This window comes from Luteipulveratus halotolerans, assembly GCF_001247745.1.
GTDB lineage: Bacteria > Actinomycetota > Actinomycetes > Actinomycetales > Dermatophilaceae > Luteipulveratus > Luteipulveratus halotolerans.
Map to the genome: position 1 here is coordinate 2648919 of NZ_LAIR01000002.1, position 23731 is coordinate 2672649.

The following is a 23731-nucleotide window of genomic DNA, read 5'->3' on the forward strand; positions in this document are numbered from 1 at the left end:
TGAGCGGCCGGTCACCGCCGGTCCCCCGGTGTCTGCCGGCCCCACCCCGGCCGTTGACGAGGACCCCGACGTCCGACGGGGCTCTCGTCAGCGGGACGGGGCGTCTCCTCGAGAGGCGGGGTTGTCGTCGTACGCACAGGGCCGGCCTCCCCGCACGGGGAGACCGGCCCTGTCGGCGTACGACGGTCGCTCAGCTGGCGGGACGCACCGCCGGCAGGCCGAGGTCGACACCCGGCACCCGGGCCGGCTCGCTCGGAAGGCGGCGGTAGGGCTCACCCTGCACGGGTCGCGGATCGGCCTGACCCTTGGCGGGCCACATCGACAGCGCCCGCTCCGCCTGCGCGGTGATCGTCAAGGACGGGTTGACGCCGAGGTTGGCGGAGATGGCGGTGCCGTCGACGACGTGCAGGCCGGGGTAGCCCCAGACGCGCTGGTAGGGGTCGACCACACCGCTCGCCGGCGACTCGGAGATGACCGCGCCTCCGAGGAAGTGCGCGGTCATCGGGACGCCGAACACCTCCGCCCAGTTGCCGCCGGCGATCACCGGGGTCTCGGCGCGCTCACCGAACTTCTTCGCGAGCGCACGCACGGCCCGCTGACCGGCCGGGATGTAGGTCGGGCTCGGGACGCCGTGACCCTGGCGGCTGGTGAGGACCCGTCGGCCGAAGCGCTTCTTGGGCGACACGGTGATCGAGTTGTCGAGCGTCTGCATGACCAGGGCGATCACCGTGCGCTCGCTCCAGTGCGGCGACAGCAGGGCGCGCATGTTGGGGACGAAGTTGCCGAGCAGCTCCTTGCCGAAGCCGACCGCACGCTTGACCGGAGGCTCGTCACCGTTGACGAGCAGCGTCTGCAGCAGGCCCATCGCGTTGGAGCCCTTGCCGTAGCGGACGTTCTCGATGTGCGTGGTCTCGTCGACGTGGAACGACGTCGTGATCGCGACGCCCTTGTCGACCTCCATGTGCTCGGGCACCGTGATGGCGGCCGCGCCCTCGATGGCCTCGGAGTTGGTGCGGGTCAGCACACCGAGCCGGTCGGAGACGTCGGGCAGCACGCCCTCGTCGCGCAGCTTGTGCAGCAGCGTCTGGGTGCCCCAGGTGCCCGCCGCGAACACGACCTGCTCGGCCGTGACGACTTCCTGGCGCTTGGCGACCCATGCTCCGGTCTCTTCGGTGACGACCCGAAAACCCTTGTCCCCCAACGGTTCGACGGACACGACCGTACGACGGGCGCGGATCTCGACGCCCTTGCGCTCGGCGAGGGCGATGTAGTTCTTCATCAGGGTGTTCTTGGCGCCGACCCGACAGCCGACCATGCAGTTGCCGCACTCGGTGCAGCCGGTGCGTGCCGGACCCTCGCCGCCGAAGTAGGGGTCGTCGACGGTCGTACCGGGCTCACCGAAGTAGACGCCCACCGGCGTCTTGCGGAAGGAGTCACCGACGCCGAGCTCGTCCGCGGTGTCCTTCATCAGCTGCTCGATCGGCCCGAAGCAGGGGTTCTCCTCGACCACGCCGAGCATCCGCTTGGCGGTGTCGTAGTGCGGCGCGAGCTCGGTCTCCCAGTCGGTGATGTCGCTCCACTGGGCGTCCTTGAAGAACGGCGTCGGCGGCACGTAGAGGGTGTTGGCGTAGTTGAGTGAACCACCACCGACGCCCGCGCCGGCGAGGATCATCACATCGGGCAGCCGGTGCAGGCGCTGCACACCGAAGCACTTCAGCTTGGGCGCCCACAGATAACGCGGGAGGTTCCAGGAGGTCTTGGCGAAGTCGTCGTCCTCGAACCGGCGACCGGCTTCGTAGACCAGGACGTCGTAGCCCTTCTCCACGGCGCGCAGTGCGGTGACCGCCCCGCCGAAGCCGGAGCCGATGACCACGACGTCGTGGTCATACGTGCGCGACGACGTCGCGGTGCTCAGGGGGGTGCTCACGAGATGCGACCTGCCTTCATGGCCTTGAGACCGAGCGCCATCGCGCCGGCCCAGGCCTTCTCGGGGACGCCCTTGGGCGGGGCGATCGGGACGAGGTGCTGGACCGCGACGGTCTGCGCCTCGGTGTACTTGTGGATGCCCTCAGCGCCGTGGCGACGACCGAGGCCGGACTGACGCATACCGCCCATCGGGGCGCCGTTGCTGCCCCAGGCTGCGGCGTAGCCCTCGTTGACGTTGACCGTGCCGGCCTTGATGCGTGCGGCGAGCGCCCGACCGCGCGCGGTGTCGCGGGTGAAGACCGAGGCGTTGAGGCCGTACGTCGTGTCGTTGGCGAGCTCGACGGCCTCGTCGTCGGTGGCGACGCGGTAGATCGACACGAGCGGGCCGAACGTCTCCTCGTCGCGGCACTTCATCACAGCGGTCACGCCCTCGAGGACGGTCGGCTCGTAGAAGTACGGGCCGATCTCGGGCCGGGCTCGGCCGCCCGCGAGCACGGTCGCGCCCTTGCTGCGGGCGTCCTCGACATGCGCGACGACGGTGTCGAGCTGCTGCTGCGAGATGAGCGAACCCATGTCGTTGCCCCAGCCGAGCTCGGGGCCGATCTTCATGCTGCGGACGCGCTTGACGAACAGCGCGGTGAACTCGTCGGCCACCGCCTCGTGGACGATCAGTCGCTCGATGGAGATGCACAGCTGGCCGGCCGAGGAGAACACCGAGCGCACCGCGGCGTCGGCAGCAGCCTTGAGGTTGGCGTCGGCGGCGACGTACATCGGGTTCTTGCCGCCCAGCTCGAGCGATGCCCCCACGAGGCGCTCGCCGGCGTCGCGGGCGACGCCCCGACCGGTCTTGGTGGAGCCGGTGAACATGACGTAGTCGGCGCGGTCGAGGACCGCCTTGCCGACGGTCGGGCCGTCACCGAGGACGACCTGCACGAGGCCCTCGGGCACGCCGGCCTGGTCGAGCAGCTCGAACGAGCGCAGCGCGGTGAGCGCGGACTTCTCGTCGGGGCGTACGACGACGGCGTTGCCGGCGAGGATCGCAGGGATCAGGTCGGTGACCGACATCGACAGCGGGTAGTTCCACGGCGCGACGACGCCGACGACGCCCTTGGGGTGGCGCAGCTCGACGGTCTGCGTGAGCACGGGCAGCGCACCCAGGCGCTTGCGCGGCTTGAGGTAGTCGTCGGCCTTGCGCGCGTAGTGGCGGCACACGCCCGCGACGTCCATGACCTCCTCGAAGGCCTGGCGGCGGGTCTTGCCCGACTCCAGCTGGATGAGGTCGAGCAGCTCGTCGCGGTGGCGCAGCACCAGGTCGTGCAGGCGCAGCAGCACCTTGGCCCGGTCGGCGACCGGCTGGGCGGCCCAGCGCGTCTGCGCCTCGCGCGCCGTGCGGTAGGCGTGGTCGACGCTGTCGATGGTGCTGACCGGCAGGTCAGCGAGGTGGCCACCCGTGAGCGGGGTGACGCAGGCCTGGGTCTCGGCCCGGGCCGGCGCGACGACGCGGCGCGCGAGGCGGTCTGCGAGACCAGCGGGGACGACGTACGGCGCGGGCGACGGCTTCGGAGCTGCGGGCGCGGTCGGGGCGACGAGCGAGTCGGTCATTACCCCACGGTAACCGTGCGCAGCCGTTCGTGGGCCAGATCACGTTTCGACAGTTGAGACTATTCTGTAAAGTCGCGCAGAAAAGCCCGGAATCCCGCCGGACATCAGCGTCGGCGGGACCCGGGCATTTCGTCTGGTGGTCGGTCAGGAGCGCTGGTACGGCGCGACGACGACCTCGACGCGCTGGAACTCCTTGAGGTCGGAGTAGCCGGTCGTCGCCATCGCACGACGCAGCGCCCCGAGCATGTTGGTGGTGCCGTCGGCGCCCCGGCCCGGTCCGTTGAGGATCTCCTGCAGGGTGCCGACCGTGCCGACCTCGACCCGCTCACCTCGGGGCAGGTCGTGGTGGTGCGCCTCGGAGCCCCAGTGGAACCCGCGGCCCGGTGCGTCACTCGCGCGCGCCAGTGCCGCACCGAGCATCACGGCGTCGGCACCGCACGCGACAGCCTTCACGACGTCGCCGGACCGGCCCATCCCGCCATCGGCGATGACGTGGACGTAGCGGCCGCCGGACTCGTCCATGTAGTCACGACGCGCGGCCGCGACATCGGCCACCGCACTCGCCATCGGCGCGTGGAGGCCGAGCGTCTGGCGCGTGGTGTGCGCCGCTCCCCCGCCGAACCCGACGAGAACGCCGGCCGCTCCCGTACGCATGAGGTGCAGGGCCGCGGTGTAGGTGCCGGCGCCACCGACGATCACCGGCACGTCGAGCTCGTAGATGAAGCGCTTGAGGTTGAGCGGCTCGGCCTTGCCGGACACGTGCTCGGCGCTCACCGTCGTACCGCGGATGACGAACAGGTCGACGCCCGCGTCGACGACGGTCTTCCAGTGCTCCTGGGTGCGCTGCGGGCTCAGAGCACCGGCGACGGTGATGCCGGCGTCGCGAATCTCCTTGAGCCGCAACGTGATCAGCTCAGGATTGATCGGCTCGGCATAGATCTCACGCATCCGCGCGGTGGCGTTGGCCGGGTCGAGACCGGCGATCTCGGCGAGCAGCGGCTCGGGCGTCTCGTAGCGGGTCCACAGGCCCTCGAGGTCGAGCACGGGCAGGCCACCGAGCTGACCGAACGCGATCGCGGTCTGCGGCGACATCACCGAGTCCATCGGGGCGGCCATCACGGGCAGCTCGAAGTGGTAGGCGTCGATCTGCCAGCCGGTCGAGACCTCCTCCGGGTCACGGGTCCGGCGCGAAGGCACCACCGCGATGTCGTCGAAGGAGTACGCGCGACGGCCGCGCTTGCCTCTGCCGATCTCGATCTCAGTCACCGGCACAGGCTACTGGCCGACGGCGTACGACGACCGCCTCGGTTCACCGGGCGGGCTTCGGCTTCGGCGGCGACCCCGGCAACGTCACGAGCACCGCGTCGGTCTGGTTGGCGAGCTTGCGGTCGAACGTGTGGAGCGGCGCACGGCGCCGCTGCCCGGCGGCAACGACGAGATAGCAGTCCTGGATCGACAGCTTGGGGTGTCCCACGTACAGATCGAAGACGTCCTCGAACAGGTCCAGGCTCGCGGAGATCGACGGCTGCCTCAGCACGCCCATCGTCGCCTCGCGCTGCTGTGACCTGTCGAGGCCGTATGCGCGGCCGAGGACGAAGACGACCTCGATCACGGCGACGTCATCCACGAACCACTGCGACCCTGCGCGGATCAGGTCGCGGGCGGCGCGACCCTGATCGGGGATGTCGTCGATCAGGGCTCGAAGCAGCACGTTGGCGTCGAGCGAGCCGTCGCTCACGCCTCGGGGTCCCAGTGCTCGGCCATGTAGTCGCCCACGCTGCGCACGGGATCCACCTGTGCTGCGAGCGCCGTGAACTTCGTGGACAGCTCGTCGAGGTCAGGGACCCGCTCAATGCGCATCGAGTCACCGCCCTCGTCGACGGTCACCGACAAGCGGTCCCCGTCGCGGATCCGCAGCCTTTCGCGGATCGCCGCAGGCACAGTGAGCTGGCCCTTGGTGCTGATCGTGACCGTTGCATGCATGTAAGAAATTCTACTCTCGGTAAGCACAGATCGCACGGGTCGGAAAAATTGCTCTGGCTCGGATCCCTCGTGACTCGGCCGTGATCGCTCGGCGCGGAAATCAGCGCCTCAGCTCAGGGCGCCGAGGGCCATAGCGTGTCAACCATGGCTCCCACGAACGACGATGTCCTGCGCCTGTACGACCCCGACCGACCGCTCGGGGCGGTGGGCTCGGTGTCAGGGCACGCACTGCAACCCTTCAGCCGGGCTGGCATGGAGGCGGCCGACAACCTGCTCCGCAAGGCCAAGCGCGCTCTCGCCGCAGGCGACGACCAGCGCGCGCAGCGCTTTGTGGACCGCGCCCTGAGCCTGCCGTACGACGAGCACGAGCACACCCGGCCCGCACTCTTCTCAGCGCACATGGCGCTCTTCAATGTCGTGATGGATGCGTTGGAGCGCTGCCCCGAGGACGACTCGACCTGGCTCGACGCCGCGCTCGACGTCCTCGCCCGGTTGGAGGGCACGGCACGCGACGATCTACGCGAGGTCCTGGCCGTCGTCGACACGGACTACGCCATCAAGCGCGCTGAAAGCCACCGCCTCCAAGCCGCGATCCGCGGCATCCCGGAGCGCACGGCTCTCATCGAGCGAGACGACCTGCCGCCCGAGACACTGCCGACCGTCGTACTCGCACTCCTGCGTGCCGTGCTGGCCTACGAAAACCGGCTGGCCGCAGACGACCTCACGCGAGAGTGAGTCGCGGGAGCAGGTCGTCGAGCAGCTCGGTGATGCGCAGGCTGGTACGGATCGCCATCCGACCGCCGCGGCCGTACGGGTCCTGGACGTCGTCGTCCTCACGCGCGGCCTGCCGCTGCTGCCCGGCCTCCTCGATGAGCGCAGCGCCGCGCAGCCGAGGCAGGCTGCGGGCGACGTCGGCCAGCTGACCGAGGGTGAACGTGCGGCGTACGACGGCCGGGTGGTCGCGCAGGCCCGCGACACGGGCACCGGGTTGACCAGATCGAACACCCGTTCGATCATGGAGGGGTGACCCAGACCGCCGGCGACGTCGTCTCCGCCCTGCAGGAGCAGCTCCAGCAGCGCGGTACGACGACCGGTGCGCCCGCGCTTCCGGTGCACCCGCGGCTGGCCCCGGCGTTCCCCTCCGGTTTGCGTCCGGGCGTCGTCTACTCGTTGCTCGGGTCGGTCTCGATCGCGCTCGCGCTGCTCGCCGGCCCGTCTCAGCGTGGCGCCTGGTGCGGTGTCGTGGGGCTGCCCGACCTGGGTGTCGAGGCGGCCGCCGCCTGGGGTGTCGACCTCGACCGGCTGGTGCTGGTGCCTGCTCCGACCGAGCAGTGGGTCTCCACCGTCGCGGCTCTGGCCGAGGTCGCCGGTCTGGTCGTGGCGTCGGCTCCGGGGCGGCTCAGCCCGGGCGAGGTGCAGCGGCTGACCGCTCGGCTGCGCACGCGGCGTACGTCTCTGGTCGTCATCGGCAACTGGCCGCGAGCGGCCGCGACGGTGCACGCCACGACCGTCGGCTGGGATGGCCTGGCCCAAGGGCACGGCGCGCTCACCCGCCAGCACGTCCGCCTCGACATCACCGAGCGTCACCAGCGGCGCAGCGTGTGCCTGACCATCCCGGAGCAGCCATGAGCGGCGAGGAGGATGCAGCGAAGGCTGGGGGCGAGGGACGAGCACCCGGCCGCAGCGGGGCACTGCGAGTGCTGCTGGTGTGGTGCCCCGACTGGTCGATCGGGGCGGTTCAGCGGGCGCAGGGGTTCGACCCCGACGAGCAGCTCGCCCTCGTCGACCGCGGCATCGTCGTCGCCTGCTCGGCCACCGCTCGCGAGGAGGGCGTCGAGCCCGGGCTGCGTGTGCGTCAGGCGCAGCACCGCTGCCCCGACATGACTGTGCTGCCTCATGATCCGGCGCTCGAGCTGCACGAGTTCGAGCCGGTGATGCGGGCGATCGAGGACAAGATCCCGGGCGTCCACCTGGTCCGGCCCGGCCTCGCCGCGGTGCGGTCCAAAGGCGCCAGCCGGTTCTACGGCAGCGACCGCGCAGCCGCGCAGACGCTGCTCACCCACCTGCGCTCGTACGTCGACCACGACGTCCGGGTCGCCGTCGCCGACGGCCTGTTCGCGGCCGAGCAGGCGGCGTACACCACGAGCATCGAGTCGCCGGTCGCCCACCTCGCACCGCGCGAGTCGGCGACCTTCCTGGCCCACCTGCCGATCAGTGCGCTCGAGCACGAGATCAGCAGCCCGCGCATGCTGAACGTCCTGCGGCGCATGGGAATTCGCACGCTCGGCGACCTGGCCACGCTCCCCCGCCCCGACGTGCACTCACGCTTCGGAGCCGCCGGGCTGCGGGCTCACCAGCTGGCTCAGGGGGCCGACGCGCCGGCCCTCGACCCGCGCCGGGTGCCACGCGACCTCACCGCTGCGACCACCTTCGAGCCGGGCACCGACCAGGTCGAGCACATCGTCGCGACGTGCTCACCGAGCGTCGACGACCTGATGGCGTCGCTCACCTCTGATGCCTTGCTGTGCAACGGGATTCGCGTCGTCATCCACACCGACGACGGCCGCGTCAGCCGACGGGTGTGGCGTCACCCGTGGCACTTCACCGCCGCCGAGGTGCTCGACCGGGTGCGCTGGCAGCTCGACGACCTGTCGGCCGACAGCGAGTGCGACGACCTCACCGGCGAGTTCCTCACCCGCATGATCACCTCGGTCCACGTCGAGCCCGAGTCCGTCGACTCCGCAGCCCATCACGCACCCGGGCTGTGGGGCGACCGCCCTGACGAGCACGTCGTGCAGACCCTCACCGGCCTGCAGCACCAGCTCGGTCACGAGGGCGTCCTCGTGTCGGCGGTCAGCGGAGGCCGCCTGCTCGACGAGCGTCGAGTGCTGCGGCCGTGGGGCGACGCGCTGCCCGTCCCGCGCGAACGCCGGCTCGAGCAGCCCTGGCCGGGCACCGTTCCCGGGCCACCGCCCGCGACGGTGTTCGCCGAGGCACGCCCGGTGCAGGTGCTCACCGACGACCGTGCCGGTGTCGTCGTCGACGACCGCGGCGAGGTCAGTGCTGCCCCCACTGTGCTCGCCAGCGACGGCCCGCAGCGCATCACCGCATGGGCCGGGCCCTGGCCGGTGCAGCAGCGGTGGTGGCGCGGCGGGGCGGCGTACCACCGGTTCCAGGTCGTCGACGCCGGCGGGCGGGCGTGGCTGCTGCTGACCGACGGCCGCCGATGGTGGGCGGAGGCTCGCTATGACTGACCGCTCCCTCGTACAAAAACTGTCTGGTCGGCACTCCATGCACTGCCGAACAGACAGACTTCGCCGCACCCTCGTTCGAATCTCGACTGGTCGGCACTCCATGCACTGCCGGGCAGACGGTTTTCGTACAGGCTGGGAGGGGTGAGCTAGCGATGGGGTGGGACAACCCACCGATCCCGTGGTCGCAGCTCGAGAAGGCGCTGTCCGACGGCGTACGACCGGCGAGCTGGTCGGCCTACCCCGCTGACGGCGGCGACGGGCCGGGCTGGTCGCGCAAGCGCATGCCGTTCCGCCCCAAGCAGATTCGCGACGACGGCCGACCACATGTGCCGTACGCCGAGCTGCACGCCCACTCGCACTACAGCTTTCTCGACGGCGCGTCCTCCCCCGAGGACCTCATGACCGAGGGCGTCCGGCAGGGCTTGCAGGGCATGGCGCTCACCGATCACGACGGGCTCTACGGCGTGGTGCGCTTCGCCGAGGCGGCCGAGGCCTACAACCCGACCGACGGCCCGCCGCGGATCAGCACCTGCTTCGGCGCCGAGCTGTCCCTCGGGCTGAGCGGCCCGCAGAACGGCAACGCCGACCCCGAGGGCAGCCACCTCGTCGTGATCGCCCGACAGCAGGAGGGCTACCGCCGCCTCGCGCGTGCGCTCACCGAGGCTCATCTCGCCGACGGCGCCGAGAAGGGCCGCCCGGTCTACGACCTCGCCCGCCTCTCCGACGAGGCGGCCGGTCAGTGGACGGTGCTCACGGGGTGCCGCAAGGGCGCCGTACGCCAGGCCCTCGCCGACCGCGGCGTCGAGGCAGCCGTCCGCGAGGTCGAGCAGCTCAAGGACGCCTTCGGCGCCGACCGCGTGCTCGTCGAGCTCACCGACCACGGCGACCCGCGCGACAGCCACCGCAACGACCAGCTCGCCCAGGTGGCTCAGCTGGCCGGCGTCCCCGTCGTCGCCACCAACACCGTCCACTACGCCACACCCGACCGATTCCCTTTGGCCACAGCGGTTTCGGCCGTACGAGCACGCCGCAGCCTCGAAGACCTCGACGGCTGGCTGCCCGCCTCCTCACAGGCTCACGTGCGCAGCGGCGCCGAGATGGCACGCCGGTTCGCACGTTTTCCGGGAGCGGTCGAGCTCACCGTCGACGTCGCCCAGGACTGCGGCTTCCCGTTGCGCTCGGCCTCACCGCGCCTGCCCAAGGTCGACCTGCCCGACGGCCGTACGCCGATGAGCTGGCTGCGCGAGCTCGTCGAGACCCGCGGCCCGGAGTTCTACCCGCGCGACAACACCGCCGCGTGGGAGCGCATCGAGCGCGAGCTGAGGGTCATCGAGGAGAAGGACTTCCCGGGCTACTTCCTCATCGTCCACGACATCGTGACGTTCGCCCGCGAGCACGGAATCCTGTACCAGGGGAGAGGATCCGCGGCTGCGTCCGTCGTCTGCTACATCCTCGGCATCACCGTCATCGACTCGATCCACTACGGCCTGCCGTTCGAGCGCTTCCTGTCCGAGCTGCGTGAGGAGGCCCCCGACATCGACGTCGACTTCGACTCCGGCCGCCGCGAGGAGGTCATCCAGTACGTCTACGCGAAGTACGGCCGGCGCCAGGCCGCCCAGGTCGCCAACGTCATCACCTACCGTCCCAAGAACGCCGTCCGCGACATGGCCAAGGCGCTCGGTCACAGCCAGGGCCAGCAGGACGCGTACACCAAGCAGGTCGAGCGCTGGGGTGCCGACGTCAGCAGCCAGGACCACGAGATCCCTTCGGACGTCATCGGACTCGCATCGCAGGTGCTGAGCTTTCCTCGCCACCTCGGCATCCACTCCGGCGGCATGGTGCTCACCGAGCGGCCCGTCGGCGAGGTCTGCCCCATCGAGCACGCGCGCATGGAGGACCGCACCGTCCTGCAGTGGGACAAGGACGACTGCGCCTGGATGGGCCTGGTCAAGTTCGACCTGCTCGGGCTCGGCATGCTGCAGGCGCTGCAGCACACGTTCGACATGATCGCGGTGCACCTGGGTGAGAAGTGGCGCATCGAGACGATCCCCAAGGCCGAGCCCGGCGTCTACGACATGCTCGACCGGGCCGACTCGATCGGGGTGTTCCAGGTCGAGAGCCGCGCTCAGATGGGCACGCTCCCCCGGTTGAAGCCGCGCAGCTTCTACGACCTCACCATCGAGATCGCGCTCATCCGCCCCGGCCCGATCCAGGGAGGGGCGGTGCACCCGTACATCCGCCGGCGCACCGGCGAGGAGCCCATCACCTATCCGCACCCGCTGCTCGAGCCCGTCCTGCGTCGCACCAAGGGGGTGCCGCTGTTCCAGGAGCAGCTGATGCAGATGGCGGTCGTGGTCGGCAACTTCTCACCCGCCGACGCCGACGCCCTGCGCCGCGCGATGGGGTCCAAGCGCGGCGTCGAGAAGATCGACGCGCTGCGCGAAAAGCTCTACGCCGGAATGGCTTCCAACGGCATCGAGGGCCGGCTGGCCGACGAGATCTACCACCGCATCGAGGCGTTCGCCAACTTCGGCTTCGCCGAGTCGCACGCCCTCAGCTTCGCCGTGCTCGTCTACGCCAGCTCGTGGCTCAAGCTGCACTACCCCGCGGCGTTCCTCGCGGCGCTGCTGCGGTCGCAGCCGATGGGGTTCTACTCGGGGCAGACGTTGGTGGGCGACGCGCGCCGGCACGGTGTCGTCGTACGCCCGCCCGACCTCTCCCTGTCCGGCGTGCACGCCGACCTCGAGCTGCTCACCCCTGACACGGTGCCCGAGCCCAGCGGTCGCGACGACTGCCTGCTCGACCGGGTCGAGGACGACATCCCGCCGTTCGACCCGAGCGCACCCGACGACACCGCCGCTCACCGGCGCGACGAGCCGTACGCCGTACGCCTGGGCCTGGCCGACATCAGCAGGCTCGGTGAGCGCACGGCCGAGCGCATCGTGGCCGCCCGCGAGCGCGACGGCGAGTTCACCGACCTGGCCGACCTCGCGCGCCGGGCCGAGCTCGACACCGAACAGCTCGAGGCGTTGTCGATGTCAGGCGCGCTCGACGGCCTCGCCGGCTCACGCCGCAACGCCCTGTGGCAGTCGGGTGAGGCCGCGGCCGCCCGACCGGGTCAGCTCGACGTGCCGGTCGCGTACCAACCGCCGCTGCTGCCGCTCATGACACCCGGCGAGACCCTCGTGCAGGACCTGCAGTCGACCGGCATCAGTCCCGAGGACCACCCGATGCGCCACTGTCGCGACCTGCTCACGGCTCGTGGGGTGCTGAGCATCGAGGCGACGATGTCGGCCGAGTCGGGGCGCCGGTTCGAGGTGGGCGGTGTCGTCACCCACCGGCAGCGTCCGGCGACGGCGAGCGGCATCACGTTCGTCAACCTCGAGGACGAAACCGGCATCCTGAATGTCGTTGTCAGCAAAGGGGTCTGGCACCGCTACCGACGGATCGCCCGCACCTCGAAGGCGATGGTGATCCGCGGCATCGTCGAACGCTCCGAGGAGGGCGTCGTCAACCTGCTCGCCGACCGCATCGAGCACCTGCCGCTCACGGTACAGATGCGTTCGCGCGACTTCCGCTGACGCCGCGCTCACAGACGACGCTCATCGGCGCAGACGACGCTGACATGTGCGCGTCGTCTGCGCCGAGGAGCGTCGTCTGGCTCCCTCGGACGGGGGACGTCGGCGTACGACGGCCGCTCGCCCGCGCGATGTGCAGGCACCCGACACCGCCGGACAGTGACTCGCATGAGCACCGCAACCGCTGACGTACGGACCGGAACCCGACTGCCGAAGGCCGCCCACCGAGAGCAGCCCTGGCGCATCCACGAGCTCACGCCCGACTTCGAGCTGGAAGACGTCTGGTCGCTGCCGACTCCGGGTGGCCCGGACGACTTCCCCCTGCTGCTGCAGATGAACTCCGGCGCTGACGCGTACAACCACCCGAGCCTCGTCGTGCGCACCATGATGAACCTGCGCTGGCGGCTCGGCGCGCTGCTCGGCTGGGACGGCGACGCGGACGGCGTCGGGCAGCGCGTCCCGTCGATGCGCGACCGGCTGCCGCAGGACCTGCGCGACGGCCCGCGCGGTCACGAGAGCAAGAACGGCCTCTTCCAGCCGCTGTACCTCACCGACACCGAGTTCGCCGACGAGTACGCCAACAAGACCGTGCATCTGGTCGGTCACATCAGCTGGGTGCGTACGCCGGACGGCGGCTACCGCGGCCAGATGGCCATGCTCGTCAAGCCCAACGGACGGTTCGGCAGCCTCTACATGAAGGCGATCAAACCGTTCCGGTACTACCTGGTCTACCCGGCGCTGATGCGCAGCATGGCCGGCGACTGGCGCCGCCTGAAGGCCGAGCAGATCGGAGCAGCCGCATGACCAACGCAACCCTCGGCGTACGCCTGCCGAAGTCCGCCCACACCGAGCAGCCCTGGCGTATCCATGAGCTCACGACCGACTTCGAGCTCGAGGACGTCTGGTCGCTGCCGACTCCGGGCGGCCCTGGCGACTTCCCGTTGCTGCTGCAGCTGCTCGAGAAGGCGGACGCCTACGACAACCCCGGCTTCGTCGAACGCATCATGCTGGGCATCAGATGGAAGCTCGGCGCGATGCTCGGCTGGGACGGCGACGAGGACGGCATCGGGCACCGCGTCACCTCGTTGCGCGATCGGCTGCCACAGGACCTGCGCGAGGGGCCGCGCGGTCCGAACCCGCCGAACGCACCGTTCGAACCGGTCTACCTCACCGATGACGAGTCGGTCGACGAGTATGCCAACAAGACGATGCACCTGATCGGGCACACCGGATGGGTGCGTACGCCGGACGGCGGCTACCACGGGCAGATGGCGGTCTACGTCAAGCCGAACGGCCGCATGGGCGCGCTCTACATGGCGGCGATCAAGCCGTTCCGCTACTACCTGGTCTACCCGGCCATGATGCGCCGCATCGCGGCCGACTGGCGCCGCCTCAAAGAGCAGACCGCCTGAGACCGCCGGTCAGCCGGGTTGGCCGGCTCGGCTGACCGGCACTCCCGGTGTGACCCACCGCGAGCAGCGCCACTCGGTGTGACCCACCGCGAGCAGCGACCACGATCGACCCGTGCTACTGCGGGCCGACGCCCGACATGACCCGGAAGCGCAGGTGCTGGCCCGGCCGCGCCTGGGCTGTGCGGTCGACGTCATCACCGACGACCACTCCGATGACCGGGTAGCCACCGGTGACGGGATGGTCGGCGAGGAACAGCGTCGGCTGACCGGTCGGCGGCACCTGCAGCGCCCCACGCACCATGCCCTCACTGGGCAGCTCGCCGTCACGGGCGCGTTCGAGCACCGGCCCGGACAGGCGCATCCCGACCCGGTTGCTGTCGGCCGTCACCTCGTACGCCGACGAGCCCAGCCTCGCGACGGCGTCTCCGGCGAACCAGTCGGCCCGCGGACCGGCGAGTACCCGCACCTCGATCTCGTCGGCCGGCATCGTGCGCACGGGGGCGACGTCGACACCCGGCACGGGTCCGGTCGGAGCGCCGACGGGCAGCACGGCCCCGGGCGCGAGCACCGCAGGACCGATGCCCGACATCGTGTCGGTCGCCCGTGAGCCCAGCACGGGCTCGACGGCGAGGCCGCCGCGTACGGCGACGTAGGTCCGCAGGCCGACGGGCGGCACGCCGAGCTCGACCTGCGCACCGGCAGGCACGCGTACGGGAGCGTTCGGCCCGATCCCGAACCCGCCGGCCGTCGCCGGGCAGGGCGCGCCGGTCATGGCGATGACCAGGTCATCGACCGCACGGAACGCCAGCCCGCCGAACGTCACCTCGATCGCTGCCGCACCCGGGTCGTTGCCGACGAGCCGGTTGGCGAGCCGGAGGCTGCCGCGGTCGGCGGCACCGCTGACCCCGACACCGAGACCGGCCAGGCCCGGCCGGCCGAGGTCCTGCACGGTGGCGAGCGCGCCCGTACGCACGATCTCGATGCTCATCGCGCGACCTCCACGAACCGGACGCGTACGCCGGGCGACAGCAGCGCGGGCGGCTCGCGGTGCAGGTCCCACGAGACCAGGTCGGTGCGGCCGATCAGCTGCCAGCCACCCGGCGACTCGCGCGGATAGACACCGCTGAACTCGCCTGCCAGTGCTACGGATCCGGTCGGGACCTTCGTACGCGGGTCGGTGCGTCGAGGCACGTGCAACCGGTCGTCCTCACCGACGAGGTAGCCGAATCCAGGAGCGAACCCGCAGAACGCCACGGTCCACTCCTGACCGGTGTGCGCGGCGACGACCTCGCGCTCGCTCAGGCCGGTGAGAGATGCGACGTCCGCGAGGTCAGCTCCGTCGTAAACCACTGGTACGTCGAGCTTTTCGGCGTCGCCGCGGTCACCACCACGCAGCTCGACCGAGCGCACGGCCGTCGCGACGCGGCCGAGGTCGGTGACGTCGGACGCGAAGGTGACCAGCAGCGTACGAGCGGCCGGCACGAGGTCGATCACACCATCGGGCCGCTCTCGGTCGAGCCCGGCGAACAGCGCGAGCACCTCGTCGCGGTCGGCGAGCTCGACGAGCAGGCCTGCGTCGCCACAAGGCAGCAACCTCACGGTGTCTCCTCGGCGAACGCTCGCACCTCGACGCCCGCCGCGTCGAGCGCCGCCCTGACGCGGCGCGCCACCTCGACCGCGCCGGCGGTGTCGCCGTGCACGCACAACGAGGCGGCCGGTGCGGCGACCGACGAGCCGTCGACGGCCGTCACCCGACCGGTCTGCGCGATCGCGACGCACCGCTCGGCGATCTCGTCGGCGTCGTGCAGCACCGCGCCCGCCTCACGGCGCGACACCAGCGTGCCCTCCGGGGTGTACGCACGGTCGGCGAACGCCTCCTGTACGACGGTCAGTCCGGCCACCCCCGCCAGCCGCAGCCACGCCGAGCCCGGGAGACCGAGCACGGGCAGCGACGCGTCGTACCGGCGTACGGCGTCGACGACGGCTGCGGCCTGCTCCTCGTGATGGACGATCGCGTTGTAGAGCGCGCCGTGCGGTTTGACGTAGCGCACGTGGGTGCCGGCGTTGCGGGCGAACGCCTCGAGCGCGCCGATCTGGTAGAGGACGTCGTTGGTCAGCTCGGCCGGTGCGACGTCGATGAACCGGCGGCCGAACCCGGGCAGGTCGCGATAGCCGACCTGCGCCCCGATCGCCACGCCTCGCTCGGCCGCCCAGTCGCACGCCTGCCGCAGCACGGTCGGGTCGCCGGCGTGGAAGCCGCATGCGACGTTGGCGCTGGTGACGACGTCGAGCAGCGCGCGGTCGTCGCCGAGGGTCCACTGGCCGAAGCTCTCGCCGAGGTCGGCGTTGAGATCGATGCGGGTCATGGCGCTGCTCACTTCCACAGGTCGGCGATGCCGCTGAGCGACTCCCAGCCGAGATAGACGGTCAGCGCCCATGCTGCGACACCGATCAGCGCCAGCCACTTCGGGTAGGCGTAGCCACCGAGCAGGTCACGGCGCCACAGCGCCACCCACACCAGGATGCCGAGGCCGAACGGCAGGATCAGCCCGTTCAGCGCGCCGGCCAGGATGAGCAGCGTCGACGGCGACTTGCCGAGCGCGACGTAGACCAGCCCCGAGATCGCGATGAACGCGACGACCACCGCGTTGCGGTGCTTGGACAGCCCCGCGCTGAACGTCGTGAGGAACGACACCGAGGTGTACGACGCGCCGATCACGCTGGTGATGCTGGCCGCCCACAGGATGACGCCGAACAGGTGCAGGCCGGCGTCGCCGAGAGCGTGCTGGAACGCCTCGGCGGGCTTGTTGTCACTGACCAGCTTCGTCCCGCCGGCGACCACACCGAGCACGGCCAGGAACAGCAGACCGCGCATCACGGCGGTCACCAGGATGCCGATCACCGAGCCGCGGCTGATCTGGGCGACCTGACCCGGCCCCTTGATGCCGGAGTCGATCAGCCGGTGGGCGCCGGCGTACGTGATGTAGCCGCCGACCGTGCCGCCGATCAGCGTCGTGATGATCAGGACGTCCACCGTGTCGGGGGCGACCGTCTGCTTCAGCGCGTCGCCGTACGGCGGGTCGGTGGTCACCGCGGCCACCGCGATCATCACGATCATCAGCGCGCCGAGCACGACGACGATGCGGTCCATCGCGACGCCCGCTCGCTTGCTGAGGAAGATCGCGATCGCGACCAGCGCCGAGATCGCGCCGCCGACGCGCGCGTCCGCCCCGATCATCGCGTTGACGCCGAGCCCGGTGCCGCCGATGTTGCCGATGTTGAACACCAGCCCGCCGAACACCACGAGCCCGGCGAGGACGTACCCGAACCCCGGCACGACCCGGTTGGCGAGGTCCTGAGCGCGCATCCCGCTGACGCCGATGACCCGCCACACGTTGAGCTGCACGGCGATGTCGACGAGCACCGACAGCAGGATCGCGAACGCGAACGCCGCACCGAGCTCGGCCGTGAACTCGGTGGTCTGGGCGATGAAGCCCGGCCCGATCGCGCTCGTGGCCATCAGGAACATCGCGCCGAGCAGGGCGCCCTTGCCCGAGGCGGAGCTCAGCTCGTCCGGTTCGGTGCTGGGCGGTTCGGTGGTGGGGTGTGCCATGACTCGGTCTCCCGGGGTCGGGGCGCCGGAACGGGGTGTGCGGGCTGGGCGCTGCTGCGTCTCCAGTGTGGCGCCGGTCACGTGACCGTACTGGTTGTTGAACAATCCTGCAATATGTCGATCCACGAATCGTCGTTAAGATCGTCGTGACCCACGCCACGTCGAGTCGGCCCAGGAGACGCATGCCCCCCTCGCCCACGCAGTCCGCGCCGTGGATCAGCACGCTCGCCGACGACCGCAGCAGCATCGGTCGGTCCAGCACGGCGGCGCGGGTCGCCGACGTCCTGCGCAGCCGCGTCATCGAGGGCCTGCTCTCCCCCGGCACCCGCCTGTCCGAGGAGGAGATCGGCGAGGCGCTCGGCGTCTCGCGCAACACCCTGCGCGAGGCGTTCCGCCTGCTCACCCACGAACGCCTGCTGGAGCACCAGTTCAACCGGGGCGTGTTCGTGCGGTCGCTCACCAGCGACGACATCCGCGACCTCTACCAGCTCCGTCGGATGCTGGAGTGCGGTGCGCTGCGGTACGCCGCCGCGGCCGACGGCGTCGACCTCACCGCCGTGCGCGCTGCGGTCGCCGACGGCGAGCAGGCCGGCGAGGCACAGGACTGGCCCGCGGTCGGCACCGCCAACATGCACTTCCACCAGGCCATCGGGGCGCTCGCCCGCAGCGCCCGCATCGACGAGTCCATGCAGCACCTGCTCGCCGAGCTGCGCCTGGTCTTCCACGTGATGAACGACCCGCACGCGTTCCACCAGCCCTACCTCGTCGAGAACCGCGCCCTGCTGGACCTGCTCGACGCCGGCCGCTACGACGACGCGGTCGACGAGCTGTCGGCGTACCTCGACCGCGCCGAGCAGCAGCTGCTCGACGCGATGGCCTGACCGCTCGTACGACGACCGGCTCGGTCCGCGACGTCCTAACCTGAGCGGCGTGAGCCGCGAGCAGGAGGACATCAACCGGCGCCTGCTGCGCGCCCGCGACCTCATGGACCGCACGTTCGCCGAGCCGCTCGACGTCGCCGCGCTCGCACGGGTCGCGTACATGTCCGACGCGCACTTCATCCGCGAGTTCAAGCGCGTGTTCGGCGAGCCGCCGTACCGCTATCTGCAGCGGCGGCGCGTCGAGCGGGCCATGTTCCTGCTGCAGCACCGCGACACCCCGGTCACCGACATCTGCATGGCGGTCGGGTTCGCCAGCCTCGGGACGTTCAGCCGCACCTTCACGGCGATCGTCGGTGAGTCGCCGACGGCGTACCGCGTCCGCACCCGCGGCCTGCCCCATGTCGCGCCGACGATGTTCGCGATGCGGTGGAACCGGCCGAGCAGTTTCGGAGAAGCCCGCGGCCGATCGGGCGAATAACGTCAGTCCCGTTGAACAGCAACGGAACTCGGACTCAAGGAGTACGCCATGAAGCTCGGCCGCAACAACCTGTCCCAGATCTTCGTCCTCGACCAGGACGAGGCCAAGGCGTTCTACGTCGACGTGCTCGGCCTGGAGGTGTCGGCCGACATGGACTTCGGCCCGATGCGCTGGCTCAGCGTGCGGGTGCCCGGCGACTCGCACGAGATCTTCCTGGAGAAGCCCGGCCCGCCCGGGTGGGACGACGCCACCGCCGAGCAGATCCGCGAGATGGTCACCAAGGGCGCGAGCGGCGGGTGGCTCGCGTTCACGACCGACGACGTGCACGCGACGTTCGCCGAGCTCAAGGACAAGGGCGTCGAGATCACGCAGGAGCCGATGGAGCAGCCGTACGGCACCGACTTCGGCATCCGCGACCCGTTCGGCAACAACATCCGCATCGGCCAGCTCAACGAGGGCTGAAACCCTCACCCCCCAGGCGAAATGTGACTTCAAGGGCTGCTGTGCGCACTCGTGAAGTCACATTTCGCCTTGTCAGTGGGCGCTATCGGCGTACGCGGTAGTGCAGATGGGTGACCCGCTCGCCCTGGACGACCGTCGGGTCGTCCAGGAGTCGCTCTCCCCCGGCGTACGCACCGAAGAACCGCTTGCCCGAGCCGAGCACGACCGGCGCGACGTCCATCTCGACCTCGTCGACCAGTCCGGCCGCGAACGCCTGGCCGCCGACGTCGCCCGCACAGACGCAGACCAGGTCGTCCCCGGCCAGCGCCTTCGCCCGCGTGAGCGCCGTCTCGACATCGGTCGCGAACTCGTACGGCGCATCGGGGTGCTCGGCCCGCCAGTCCGTCGGCTCCGGGTGGTGGCTGACCACGATGACCCGACCTCCGTCGGTCGGTGGCTTGCCGCCCCAGCCGCCGGTGATGTCGAACAGGTGGCGCCCGATGACCTGCACCCGCATCCGGTCCCACATCGGCAGCAGATGGTCGGCGGACGCCCGCGAGATGCGCAGCGGCTGATCGCCCCCGAACAGCGGCGCGTCGACGTCGCCGTTCTCGTACCACGCGAACATCGCCCCGACGTCGTCCTGGTCATCGGCGATGAAGCCGTCCACCGAGCAGACCGCCTGCAGGATCACCGTGCTCATCGCGATCACCTTTCTCAACCAAGAGGTTGAGTCGGACGCTACGCGCCCCGCTCGCGGTCGTCAACTACTTGGTTGAATACCATGCGAAATGTGACTTCACGGGCTGCTGTGCGCACTCTGGAAGTCACATCTCGCCTGGGAGCCGGCGGTACGACGACGCCGCCGGCCTCCCCGAGGGAGACCGGCGGCGTGCCTGGTGTCAGCGGCGGCTCAGCGGCCGGCGTAGTTGGGCGCCTCGACGATGCCCTGGATGTCGTGCGGGTGGGACTCCTTGAGCCCGGCCGTCGTGATGCGCACGAACTGAGCGCGCTCCTTCAGCTCGGGCACCGTGCGCGCACCGGTGTAGAACATCGACTGGTGCAGTCCGCCGACGAGCTGGTGGACCACCGTGCCGAGCGGACCGCGGTAGGGCACCCGGCCCTCGATGCCCTCGGGCACGAGCTCGTCGTCGCTGGCCACGTCGGCCTGGAAGTAGCGGTCCTTGGAGAAGGACTTCTTGCCGCGCGAGGCCATCGCGCCCATCGAGCCCATACCGCGGTAGATCTTGAACTGCTTGCCGTTGACCAGCATCAGCTCACCGGGCGACTCCTCGCACCCGGCGAGGAGCGAGCCGATCATGACGGTGTCCGCGCCGGCGACGAGCGCCTTGGCGATGTCACCGGAGTGCTGCAGACCGCCGTCACCGATGACGGGTACGCCGGCCGGCCGGCAGGCCTGCGCGGCCTCGTAGATGGCCGTCACCTGCGGGACGCCCACGCCCGCGACGACACGCGTGGTGCAGATCGAGCCGGGGCCGACACCGACCTTGACCGCGTCGACGCCCGCGTCGACGAGGGCCTGCGCGCCGGCCCGGGTCGCGACGTTGCCGCCGATGATCTGCACGTGCCGGGTGGCCGGGTCGGACTTCAGCTTGCGGATCATGTCGAGCATGAGGCGTGCATGGCCGTTGGCGACGTCGGGCACGAGCACGTCGACGCCGGCCTCGACCAGCGTGGTCGCGCGCTCCCAGGCGTCGCCGAAGTATCCGATCGCGCCGGCGACGAGCAGGCGGCCGTCGGCGTCCTTGGACGCATCGGGGAACTGCTCGGACTTGACGAAGTCCTTGACGGTGATGAGGCCGACCAGGCGACCGTCGTCGTCGACCAGCGGCAGCCGCTCCCGCTTGTGCTGACGCAGCAGAGCGGTGGCTTCGTCGCGGCTGATGCCCTCGTGCCCGGTGATCAGGGGCATCGTGCTCATGACCTCGCTGACCTTGGTGGTCGCCCACTCGGCCACGGGCGTGAAGCGCAGGTCGCGGTTGGTGCAGATGCCGATCAGGTGGTTGTCGACGTCCACCACCGGCAGACCCGACACGCGGTAGCGGCCGCAGGTCTCGTCGAGGTCCTCGAGCGTCGCGTCGGGGCCGATCGTGACGGGGTTGGAGATGATGCCGGTCTGGGTGCGCTTGACGAGGTCGACCTGCTCGGCCTGGTCCTCGATCGACAGGTTGCGGTGCAGGACGCCGATGCCGCCCTGACGCGCCATCGCGATCGCCATCCGCGACTCGGTGACCGTGTCCATGGCCGCCGAGACCAGCGGCACGCGCAGCGACAGCTCGCGTGTGAGGCGGGTCGTGGTGTCGACCTCACTGGGGATCACGTCGGTCTCTCCCGGAAGCAGGAGGACGTCGTCGTAAGTGAGTCCCAGCTGACCGAAATGCGCTGGGATCGAAGGCTGCTCGGTCATGGGCGACGGGTCGGGCGAGGTGGCCATTGCCCAATTGTAGGCGCCGCGGGGAGCGCTCCGGACCACGGTCCGGCGAGCGCTCAGCGAGCGGCGACGCTGGCGGCCGAGAGCACCTCGGGCAGCGCCGTGCGCGTCTGGCCGGGTGCGTGCGTGCGGCCGAGACCGCTCTGCTCACGACCGACGCCGCGTCAGGGCTTGTCGCTGCTCGCGGTCGAGCCGGACGGCGTCGCGGACGAGCCGTCGGTCGCGCCGCTCTGCGACGGCGCGGGCGTGCTGCTGCCGGACGAGGTCGTGCCTGCCGAGGACGACCCGTCGGACTGCTCATGGCCCGGCGCCGTGCCGCTCGCCCCGGGTCGAGCCGCCGTCGAGGTCGGGCTCTGCGACGACGTGCTGCTCGGCGCGGTGGTCGAGGAGGACGTGCCCGACTGCGTACGCGGCGACGCCTCGGCGGCACCGTCGGCCGACTCCGGCGCCTGCTGCGGGGTGAACCCACTGATCGGCGGCAGCGTCGGGAGCTTCCAGCGACTGCTCGACGGGCTCGGTGTCGTCGTGCCGGACGGAGCCGTGGTCGACGGCGTCGGGAACGGAGGCGGCGTCGTGGTCGTCGACGGGGCCGTGGTCGTACCGCTCGGACGCGTGGTCGACGGCGTGCTGGACGACGTGGACGAGTCCTGGGCGCTCGTGCTGGAGCTGGTCCTGCGTGTGGACGCGCTCGACGGACGCGACGGCGGCGCCGGGGTGTCATGCGGCACCGGCTGCGGCTGCGCGCGACGCTCCGACGTGGTCTCGCGCGCCGAGGTCTGCGGGAGGGTCGGCGGCAGAGAGGCCGCGCCCGTACCCGACGTCGCGGAGTGCGTACCCGTGGCGGAGAAGGACGGCACCGTCGTGCTGGCGGCGCTGTCGTCACCCGAGACGTGGGTGTGCTCGTCGGAGCTGGAGGAGTCCAGGGCCCCACCGGGACCCGGCGTCGCCGAGGTGGTGCCGCCGAAGATGCCGCCCATCGTGCCGAGCTGGTGCAGCACGGGCACCTGGGCACCGGTCACCGCTGCAGCGACCGACGACAGGGACAGACCGGCGAACGCGACACCGGCTGCGGCACCCGTCTGCAGCAGACGGCGACGCAGCCGGGCGCTGTGAGTGGACGCGGCCTGCGGCTCTCGGTCGATCTCGTCGACCCACGCCTGCAGCATGCCGGCGACGTCGGTGCCGTCACCGGCTCCGCTGCGCCCGCCGAGCGAGTCGAGCAGCTGGTCGTCCTTGCGAATACGGTCGATGGAAGGTGGCGTCATGAAAGTCCCTCGGCGCCGGCCTTGACCATGTCTCGCAGCCGTCCGAGGGCCCGGTGCTGTGCCACACGCACGGCACCGGCCGTCATTCCGAGCGCCTGAGCGGTCTCCTCTGCGGACATGCCCACCGCGATGCGCAGCGTGAGGATCTCACGGTGCTGCGGTGAGAGCTTGTCCATGAGGGACCAGACCTGAGCGGCCTGGTCGTTGCGCAGGACGTGCTCCTCGGGCCCGACAGAGCCGTCGACACTGTCGGGGACCTCCTCGGTCGGCACGGGGCGGCGCATGACTCCGCGCTGCACGTCGGCGACCTTGTGGGAGGCGATGCGATAGACGAAGGCCTCGAACGGGACCCCACGGTCGGCATAACGAGGGAGTGCTGTCAGCACGGCCACGCACACCTCCTGGGCCGCGTCCTGGGCGGCATCTGCTGCTCCGGCGAACGCTCCCAGACGGGCGCGGGCATAACGCACCGCGAGCTGGTGAACGGCCCCCATGAGCTGATCGGTCGCAGCCTGGTCGCCCTCACGGGCAGCGGCCGCGAGATCACCCAGCGGAACCTGAGCGATCTGTCCGTCTATCGCCTGGGACTGATAAAGCGTTACGCGACTGGACATGTCGGAGTCGGCGGATGCGCGCCACGGCTCCTCAGCCGTGGTCAGCTCTCCTGCTCCTGTGCTCCCCGAACGCACCAGGCCTCCGATCAGATCTTCTCCATGGCCATCGCGACCGCGGGCCACCGTAGGCAGACCTCCCACGGTGGCGTCAAAACGCCTGCGTCGTACCGGGTCCAGGCGGCCCGGTGCACCACAGTGACGGACGCCCGGTCGATCGGCAAGCGGTTCGGTG

General features: G+C 70.7%; 23 protein-coding genes. 10 read left to right on the forward strand and 13 right to left on the reverse strand.

The features are described from left to right. Nucleotides 1-190: 190 nt before the first annotated feature. The 5 genes from VV01_RS13305 to VV01_RS13325 form a co-directional block, all read right to left on the reverse strand. Complete coding sequence (locus VV01_RS13305; RefSeq protein WP_231635235.1) at nucleotides 191-1927, reverse strand: GMC oxidoreductase; 1737 nt, start codon at nucleotides 1925-1927, stop codon at nucleotides 191-193. Next, nucleotides 1924-3528, reverse strand: coding sequence for a succinic semialdehyde dehydrogenase (locus tag VV01_RS13310; RefSeq protein ID WP_050670309.1), 1605 nt, complete (start codon nucleotides 3526-3528; stop codon nucleotides 1924-1926). Before VV01_RS13310 ends, VV01_RS13305 begins: the two co-directional genes overlap by 4 nt. Nucleotides 3529-3672: 144 nt before the next feature. Beyond that, nucleotides 3673-4794 (reverse strand): GuaB3 family IMP dehydrogenase-related protein, encoded by a 1122-nt coding sequence (locus VV01_RS13315; RefSeq protein ID WP_050671929.1) that lies wholly within the window; start codon nucleotides 4792-4794, stop codon nucleotides 3673-3675. Between the two features lie 43 nt (nucleotides 4795-4837). Further along, nucleotides 4838-5266: a PIN domain-containing protein gene (locus tag VV01_RS13320; RefSeq protein WP_050670310.1), complete on the reverse strand. Its 429-nt coding sequence runs from the start codon at nucleotides 5264-5266 to the stop codon at nucleotides 4838-4840. Continuing rightward, nucleotides 5263-5511, reverse strand: a complete 249-nt coding sequence (locus tag VV01_RS13325) for an AbrB/MazE/SpoVT family DNA-binding domain-containing protein (RefSeq protein ID WP_050670311.1) — start codon at nucleotides 5509-5511, stop codon at nucleotides 5263-5265. Before VV01_RS13325 ends, VV01_RS13320 begins: the two co-directional genes overlap by 4 nt. A gap of 144 nt (nucleotides 5512-5655) precedes the next feature. On the opposite strand from VV01_RS13325, the gene VV01_RS13330 reads away from it, so the two are divergent. The 7 genes from VV01_RS13330 to VV01_RS13360 all read left to right on the forward strand — a co-directional run bounded on the left by VV01_RS13330 (nucleotide 5656) and on the right by VV01_RS13360 (nucleotide 13755). Beyond that, complete coding sequence (locus VV01_RS13330) at nucleotides 5656-6246, forward strand: hypothetical protein (RefSeq protein ID WP_050670312.1); 591 nt, start codon at nucleotides 5656-5658, stop codon at nucleotides 6244-6246. Next, nucleotides 6191-6538 (forward strand): hypothetical protein, encoded by a 348-nt coding sequence (locus VV01_RS13335; RefSeq protein ID WP_050670313.1) that lies wholly within the window; start codon nucleotides 6191-6193, stop codon nucleotides 6536-6538. Before VV01_RS13330 ends, VV01_RS13335 begins: the two co-directional genes overlap by 56 nt. After that, the gene (locus tag VV01_RS13340) at nucleotides 6535-7140 is read left to right on the forward strand and encodes a hypothetical protein (protein WP_050670314.1); all 606 of its coding nucleotides are present in this window, start codon (nucleotides 6535-6537) and stop codon (nucleotides 7138-7140) included. Before VV01_RS13335 ends, VV01_RS13340 begins: the two co-directional genes overlap by 4 nt. Beyond that, nucleotides 7137-8765: a DNA polymerase Y family protein gene (locus VV01_RS13345; protein ID WP_082220971.1), complete on the forward strand. Its 1629-nt coding sequence runs from the start codon at nucleotides 7137-7139 to the stop codon at nucleotides 8763-8765. The genes VV01_RS13340 and VV01_RS13345 overlap by 4 nt, the downstream gene beginning before the upstream one ends. A gap of 152 nt (nucleotides 8766-8917) precedes the next feature. Beyond that, nucleotides 8918-12346 carry an error-prone DNA polymerase gene (locus tag VV01_RS13350; RefSeq protein ID WP_050670316.1) on the forward strand — a complete coding sequence of 1143 codons (3429 nt, stop codon included), beginning with the start codon at nucleotides 8918-8920 and terminating at the stop codon, nucleotides 12344-12346. 165 nt (nucleotides 12347-12511) lie between these two features. Further along, complete coding sequence (locus VV01_RS13355) at nucleotides 12512-13147, forward strand: DUF2867 domain-containing protein (protein ID WP_050670317.1); 636 nt, start codon at nucleotides 12512-12514, stop codon at nucleotides 13145-13147. Then, nucleotides 13144-13755: a DUF2867 domain-containing protein gene (locus VV01_RS13360; RefSeq protein WP_050670318.1), complete on the forward strand. Its 612-nt coding sequence runs from the start codon at nucleotides 13144-13146 to the stop codon at nucleotides 13753-13755. The genes VV01_RS13355 and VV01_RS13360 overlap by 4 nt, the downstream gene beginning before the upstream one ends. 115 nt (nucleotides 13756-13870) lie before the next feature. On the opposite strand, the gene VV01_RS13365 is transcribed toward VV01_RS13360, so the two are convergent. Genes VV01_RS13365 through VV01_RS13380 form a run of 4 tightly spaced genes read right to left on the reverse strand, consistent with a single transcriptional unit; the run spans nucleotide 13871 to nucleotide 17368 of the window. Continuing rightward, nucleotides 13871-14743, reverse strand: coding sequence for a 5-oxoprolinase subunit C family protein (locus VV01_RS13365; RefSeq protein WP_050670319.1), 873 nt, complete (start codon nucleotides 14741-14743; stop codon nucleotides 13871-13873). Then, a complete protein-coding gene (locus tag VV01_RS13370; RefSeq protein ID WP_050670320.1) occupies nucleotides 14740-15354 on the reverse strand; it encodes a 5-oxoprolinase subunit B family protein in 615 nt (204 codons plus the stop codon). Before VV01_RS13370 ends, VV01_RS13365 begins: the two co-directional genes overlap by 4 nt. Further along, nucleotides 15351-16121 carry a LamB/YcsF family protein gene (locus VV01_RS13375; protein WP_050671930.1) on the reverse strand — a complete coding sequence of 257 codons (771 nt, stop codon included), beginning with the start codon at nucleotides 16119-16121 and terminating at the stop codon, nucleotides 15351-15353. Before VV01_RS13375 ends, VV01_RS13370 begins: the two co-directional genes overlap by 4 nt. Nucleotides 16122-16129: 8 nt before the next feature. Further along, a complete protein-coding gene (locus tag VV01_RS13380) occupies nucleotides 16130-17368 on the reverse strand; it encodes an NRAMP family divalent metal transporter (RefSeq protein ID WP_050671931.1) in 1239 nt (412 codons plus the stop codon). 182 nt (nucleotides 17369-17550) lie between these two features. On the opposite strand from VV01_RS13380, the gene VV01_RS13385 reads away from it, so the two are divergent. From VV01_RS13385 to VV01_RS13395, 3 genes are read left to right on the forward strand one after another with little or no spacing between them, the layout of a single operon-like run. Beyond that, nucleotides 17551-18249, forward strand: a complete 699-nt coding sequence (locus VV01_RS13385) for a GntR family transcriptional regulator (protein ID WP_050670321.1) — start codon at nucleotides 17551-17553, stop codon at nucleotides 18247-18249. Between the two features lie 49 nt (nucleotides 18250-18298). Continuing rightward, nucleotides 18299-18727 (forward strand): helix-turn-helix domain-containing protein, encoded by a 429-nt coding sequence (locus VV01_RS13390; protein WP_050670322.1) that lies wholly within the window; start codon nucleotides 18299-18301, stop codon nucleotides 18725-18727. 48 nt (nucleotides 18728-18775) lie between these two features. Then, the gene (locus VV01_RS13395; RefSeq protein WP_050670323.1) at nucleotides 18776-19189 is read left to right on the forward strand and encodes a VOC family protein; all 414 of its coding nucleotides are present in this window, start codon (nucleotides 18776-18778) and stop codon (nucleotides 19187-19189) included. An 82-nt stretch (nucleotides 19190-19271) separates the two neighbouring features. On the opposite strand, the gene VV01_RS13400 is transcribed toward VV01_RS13395, so the two are convergent. The 4 genes from VV01_RS13400 to shbA form a co-directional block, all read right to left on the reverse strand. Next, nucleotides 19272-19871 carry a dihydrofolate reductase family protein gene (locus VV01_RS13400; protein WP_050671932.1) on the reverse strand — a complete coding sequence of 200 codons (600 nt, stop codon included), beginning with the start codon at nucleotides 19869-19871 and terminating at the stop codon, nucleotides 19272-19274. Between the two features lie 210 nt (nucleotides 19872-20081). Then, entirely contained in the window at nucleotides 20082-21623 is a 1542-nt protein-coding gene (guaB, locus tag VV01_RS13405; RefSeq protein ID WP_082220972.1) for an IMP dehydrogenase, read from the reverse strand. Between the two features lie 161 nt (nucleotides 21624-21784). Then, nucleotides 21785-22885 (reverse strand): hypothetical protein, encoded by a 1101-nt coding sequence (locus VV01_RS23365; RefSeq protein WP_157508835.1) that lies wholly within the window; start codon nucleotides 22883-22885, stop codon nucleotides 21785-21787. After that, nucleotides 22882-23499: an RNA polymerase sigma factor ShbA gene (gene shbA / locus VV01_RS13415; protein WP_050670325.1), complete on the reverse strand. Its 618-nt coding sequence runs from the start codon at nucleotides 23497-23499 to the stop codon at nucleotides 22882-22884. The genes VV01_RS23365 and shbA overlap by 4 nt, the downstream gene beginning before the upstream one ends. Nucleotides 23500-23731: the final 232 nt, after the last annotated feature.

Excerpts from the sequence above, each read along its gene's own strand:
- VV01_RS13365 (WP_050670319.1), bottom strand. The coding sequence starts at position 14,743 with ATGAGCATCGAGATCGTGCGTACGGGCGCGCTCGCCACCGTGCAGGAC.
- VV01_RS13385 (WP_050670321.1), top strand. The coding sequence starts at position 17,551 with ATGCCCCCCTCGCCCACGCAGTCCGCGCCGTGGATCAGCACGCTCGCC.
- VV01_RS13325 (WP_050670311.1), bottom strand. The coding sequence starts at position 5,511 with ATGCATGCAACGGTCACGATCAGCACCAAGGGCCAGCTCACTGTGCCT.
- VV01_RS13380 (WP_050671931.1), bottom strand. The coding sequence starts at position 17,368 with ATGGCACACCCCACCACCGAACCGCCCAGCACCGAACCGGACGAGCTG.
- VV01_RS13395 (WP_050670323.1), top strand. The coding sequence starts at position 18,776 with ATGAAGCTCGGCCGCAACAACCTGTCCCAGATCTTCGTCCTCGACCAG.
- VV01_RS13400 (WP_050671932.1), bottom strand. The coding sequence starts at position 19,871 with ATGAGCACGGTGATCCTGCAGGCGGTCTGCTCGGTGGACGGCTTCATC.
- VV01_RS13360 (WP_050670318.1), top strand. The coding sequence starts at position 13,144 with ATGACCAACGCAACCCTCGGCGTACGCCTGCCGAAGTCCGCCCACACC.
- VV01_RS13330 (WP_050670312.1), top strand. The coding sequence starts at position 5,656 with ATGGCTCCCACGAACGACGATGTCCTGCGCCTGTACGACCCCGACCGA.
- VV01_RS13355 (WP_050670317.1), top strand. The coding sequence starts at position 12,512 with ATGAGCACCGCAACCGCTGACGTACGGACCGGAACCCGACTGCCGAAG.
- VV01_RS23365 (WP_157508835.1), bottom strand. The coding sequence starts at position 22,885 with ATGACGCCACCTTCCATCGACCGTATTCGCAAGGACGACCAGCTGCTC.
- guaB (WP_082220972.1), bottom strand. The coding sequence starts at position 21,623 with ATGGCCACCTCGCCCGACCCGTCGCCCATGACCGAGCAGCCTTCGATC.
- shbA (WP_050670325.1), bottom strand. The coding sequence starts at position 23,499 with ATGTCCAGTCGCGTAACGCTTTATCAGTCCCAGGCGATAGACGGACAG.
- VV01_RS13310 (WP_050670309.1), bottom strand. The coding sequence starts at position 3,528 with ATGACCGACTCGCTCGTCGCCCCGACCGCGCCCGCAGCTCCGAAGCCG.
- VV01_RS13345 (WP_082220971.1), top strand. The coding sequence starts at position 7,137 with ATGAGCGGCGAGGAGGATGCAGCGAAGGCTGGGGGCGAGGGACGAGCA.
- VV01_RS13350 (WP_050670316.1), top strand. The coding sequence starts at position 8,918 with ATGGGGTGGGACAACCCACCGATCCCGTGGTCGCAGCTCGAGAAGGCG.
- VV01_RS13375 (WP_050671930.1), bottom strand. The coding sequence starts at position 16,121 with ATGACCCGCATCGATCTCAACGCCGACCTCGGCGAGAGCTTCGGCCAG.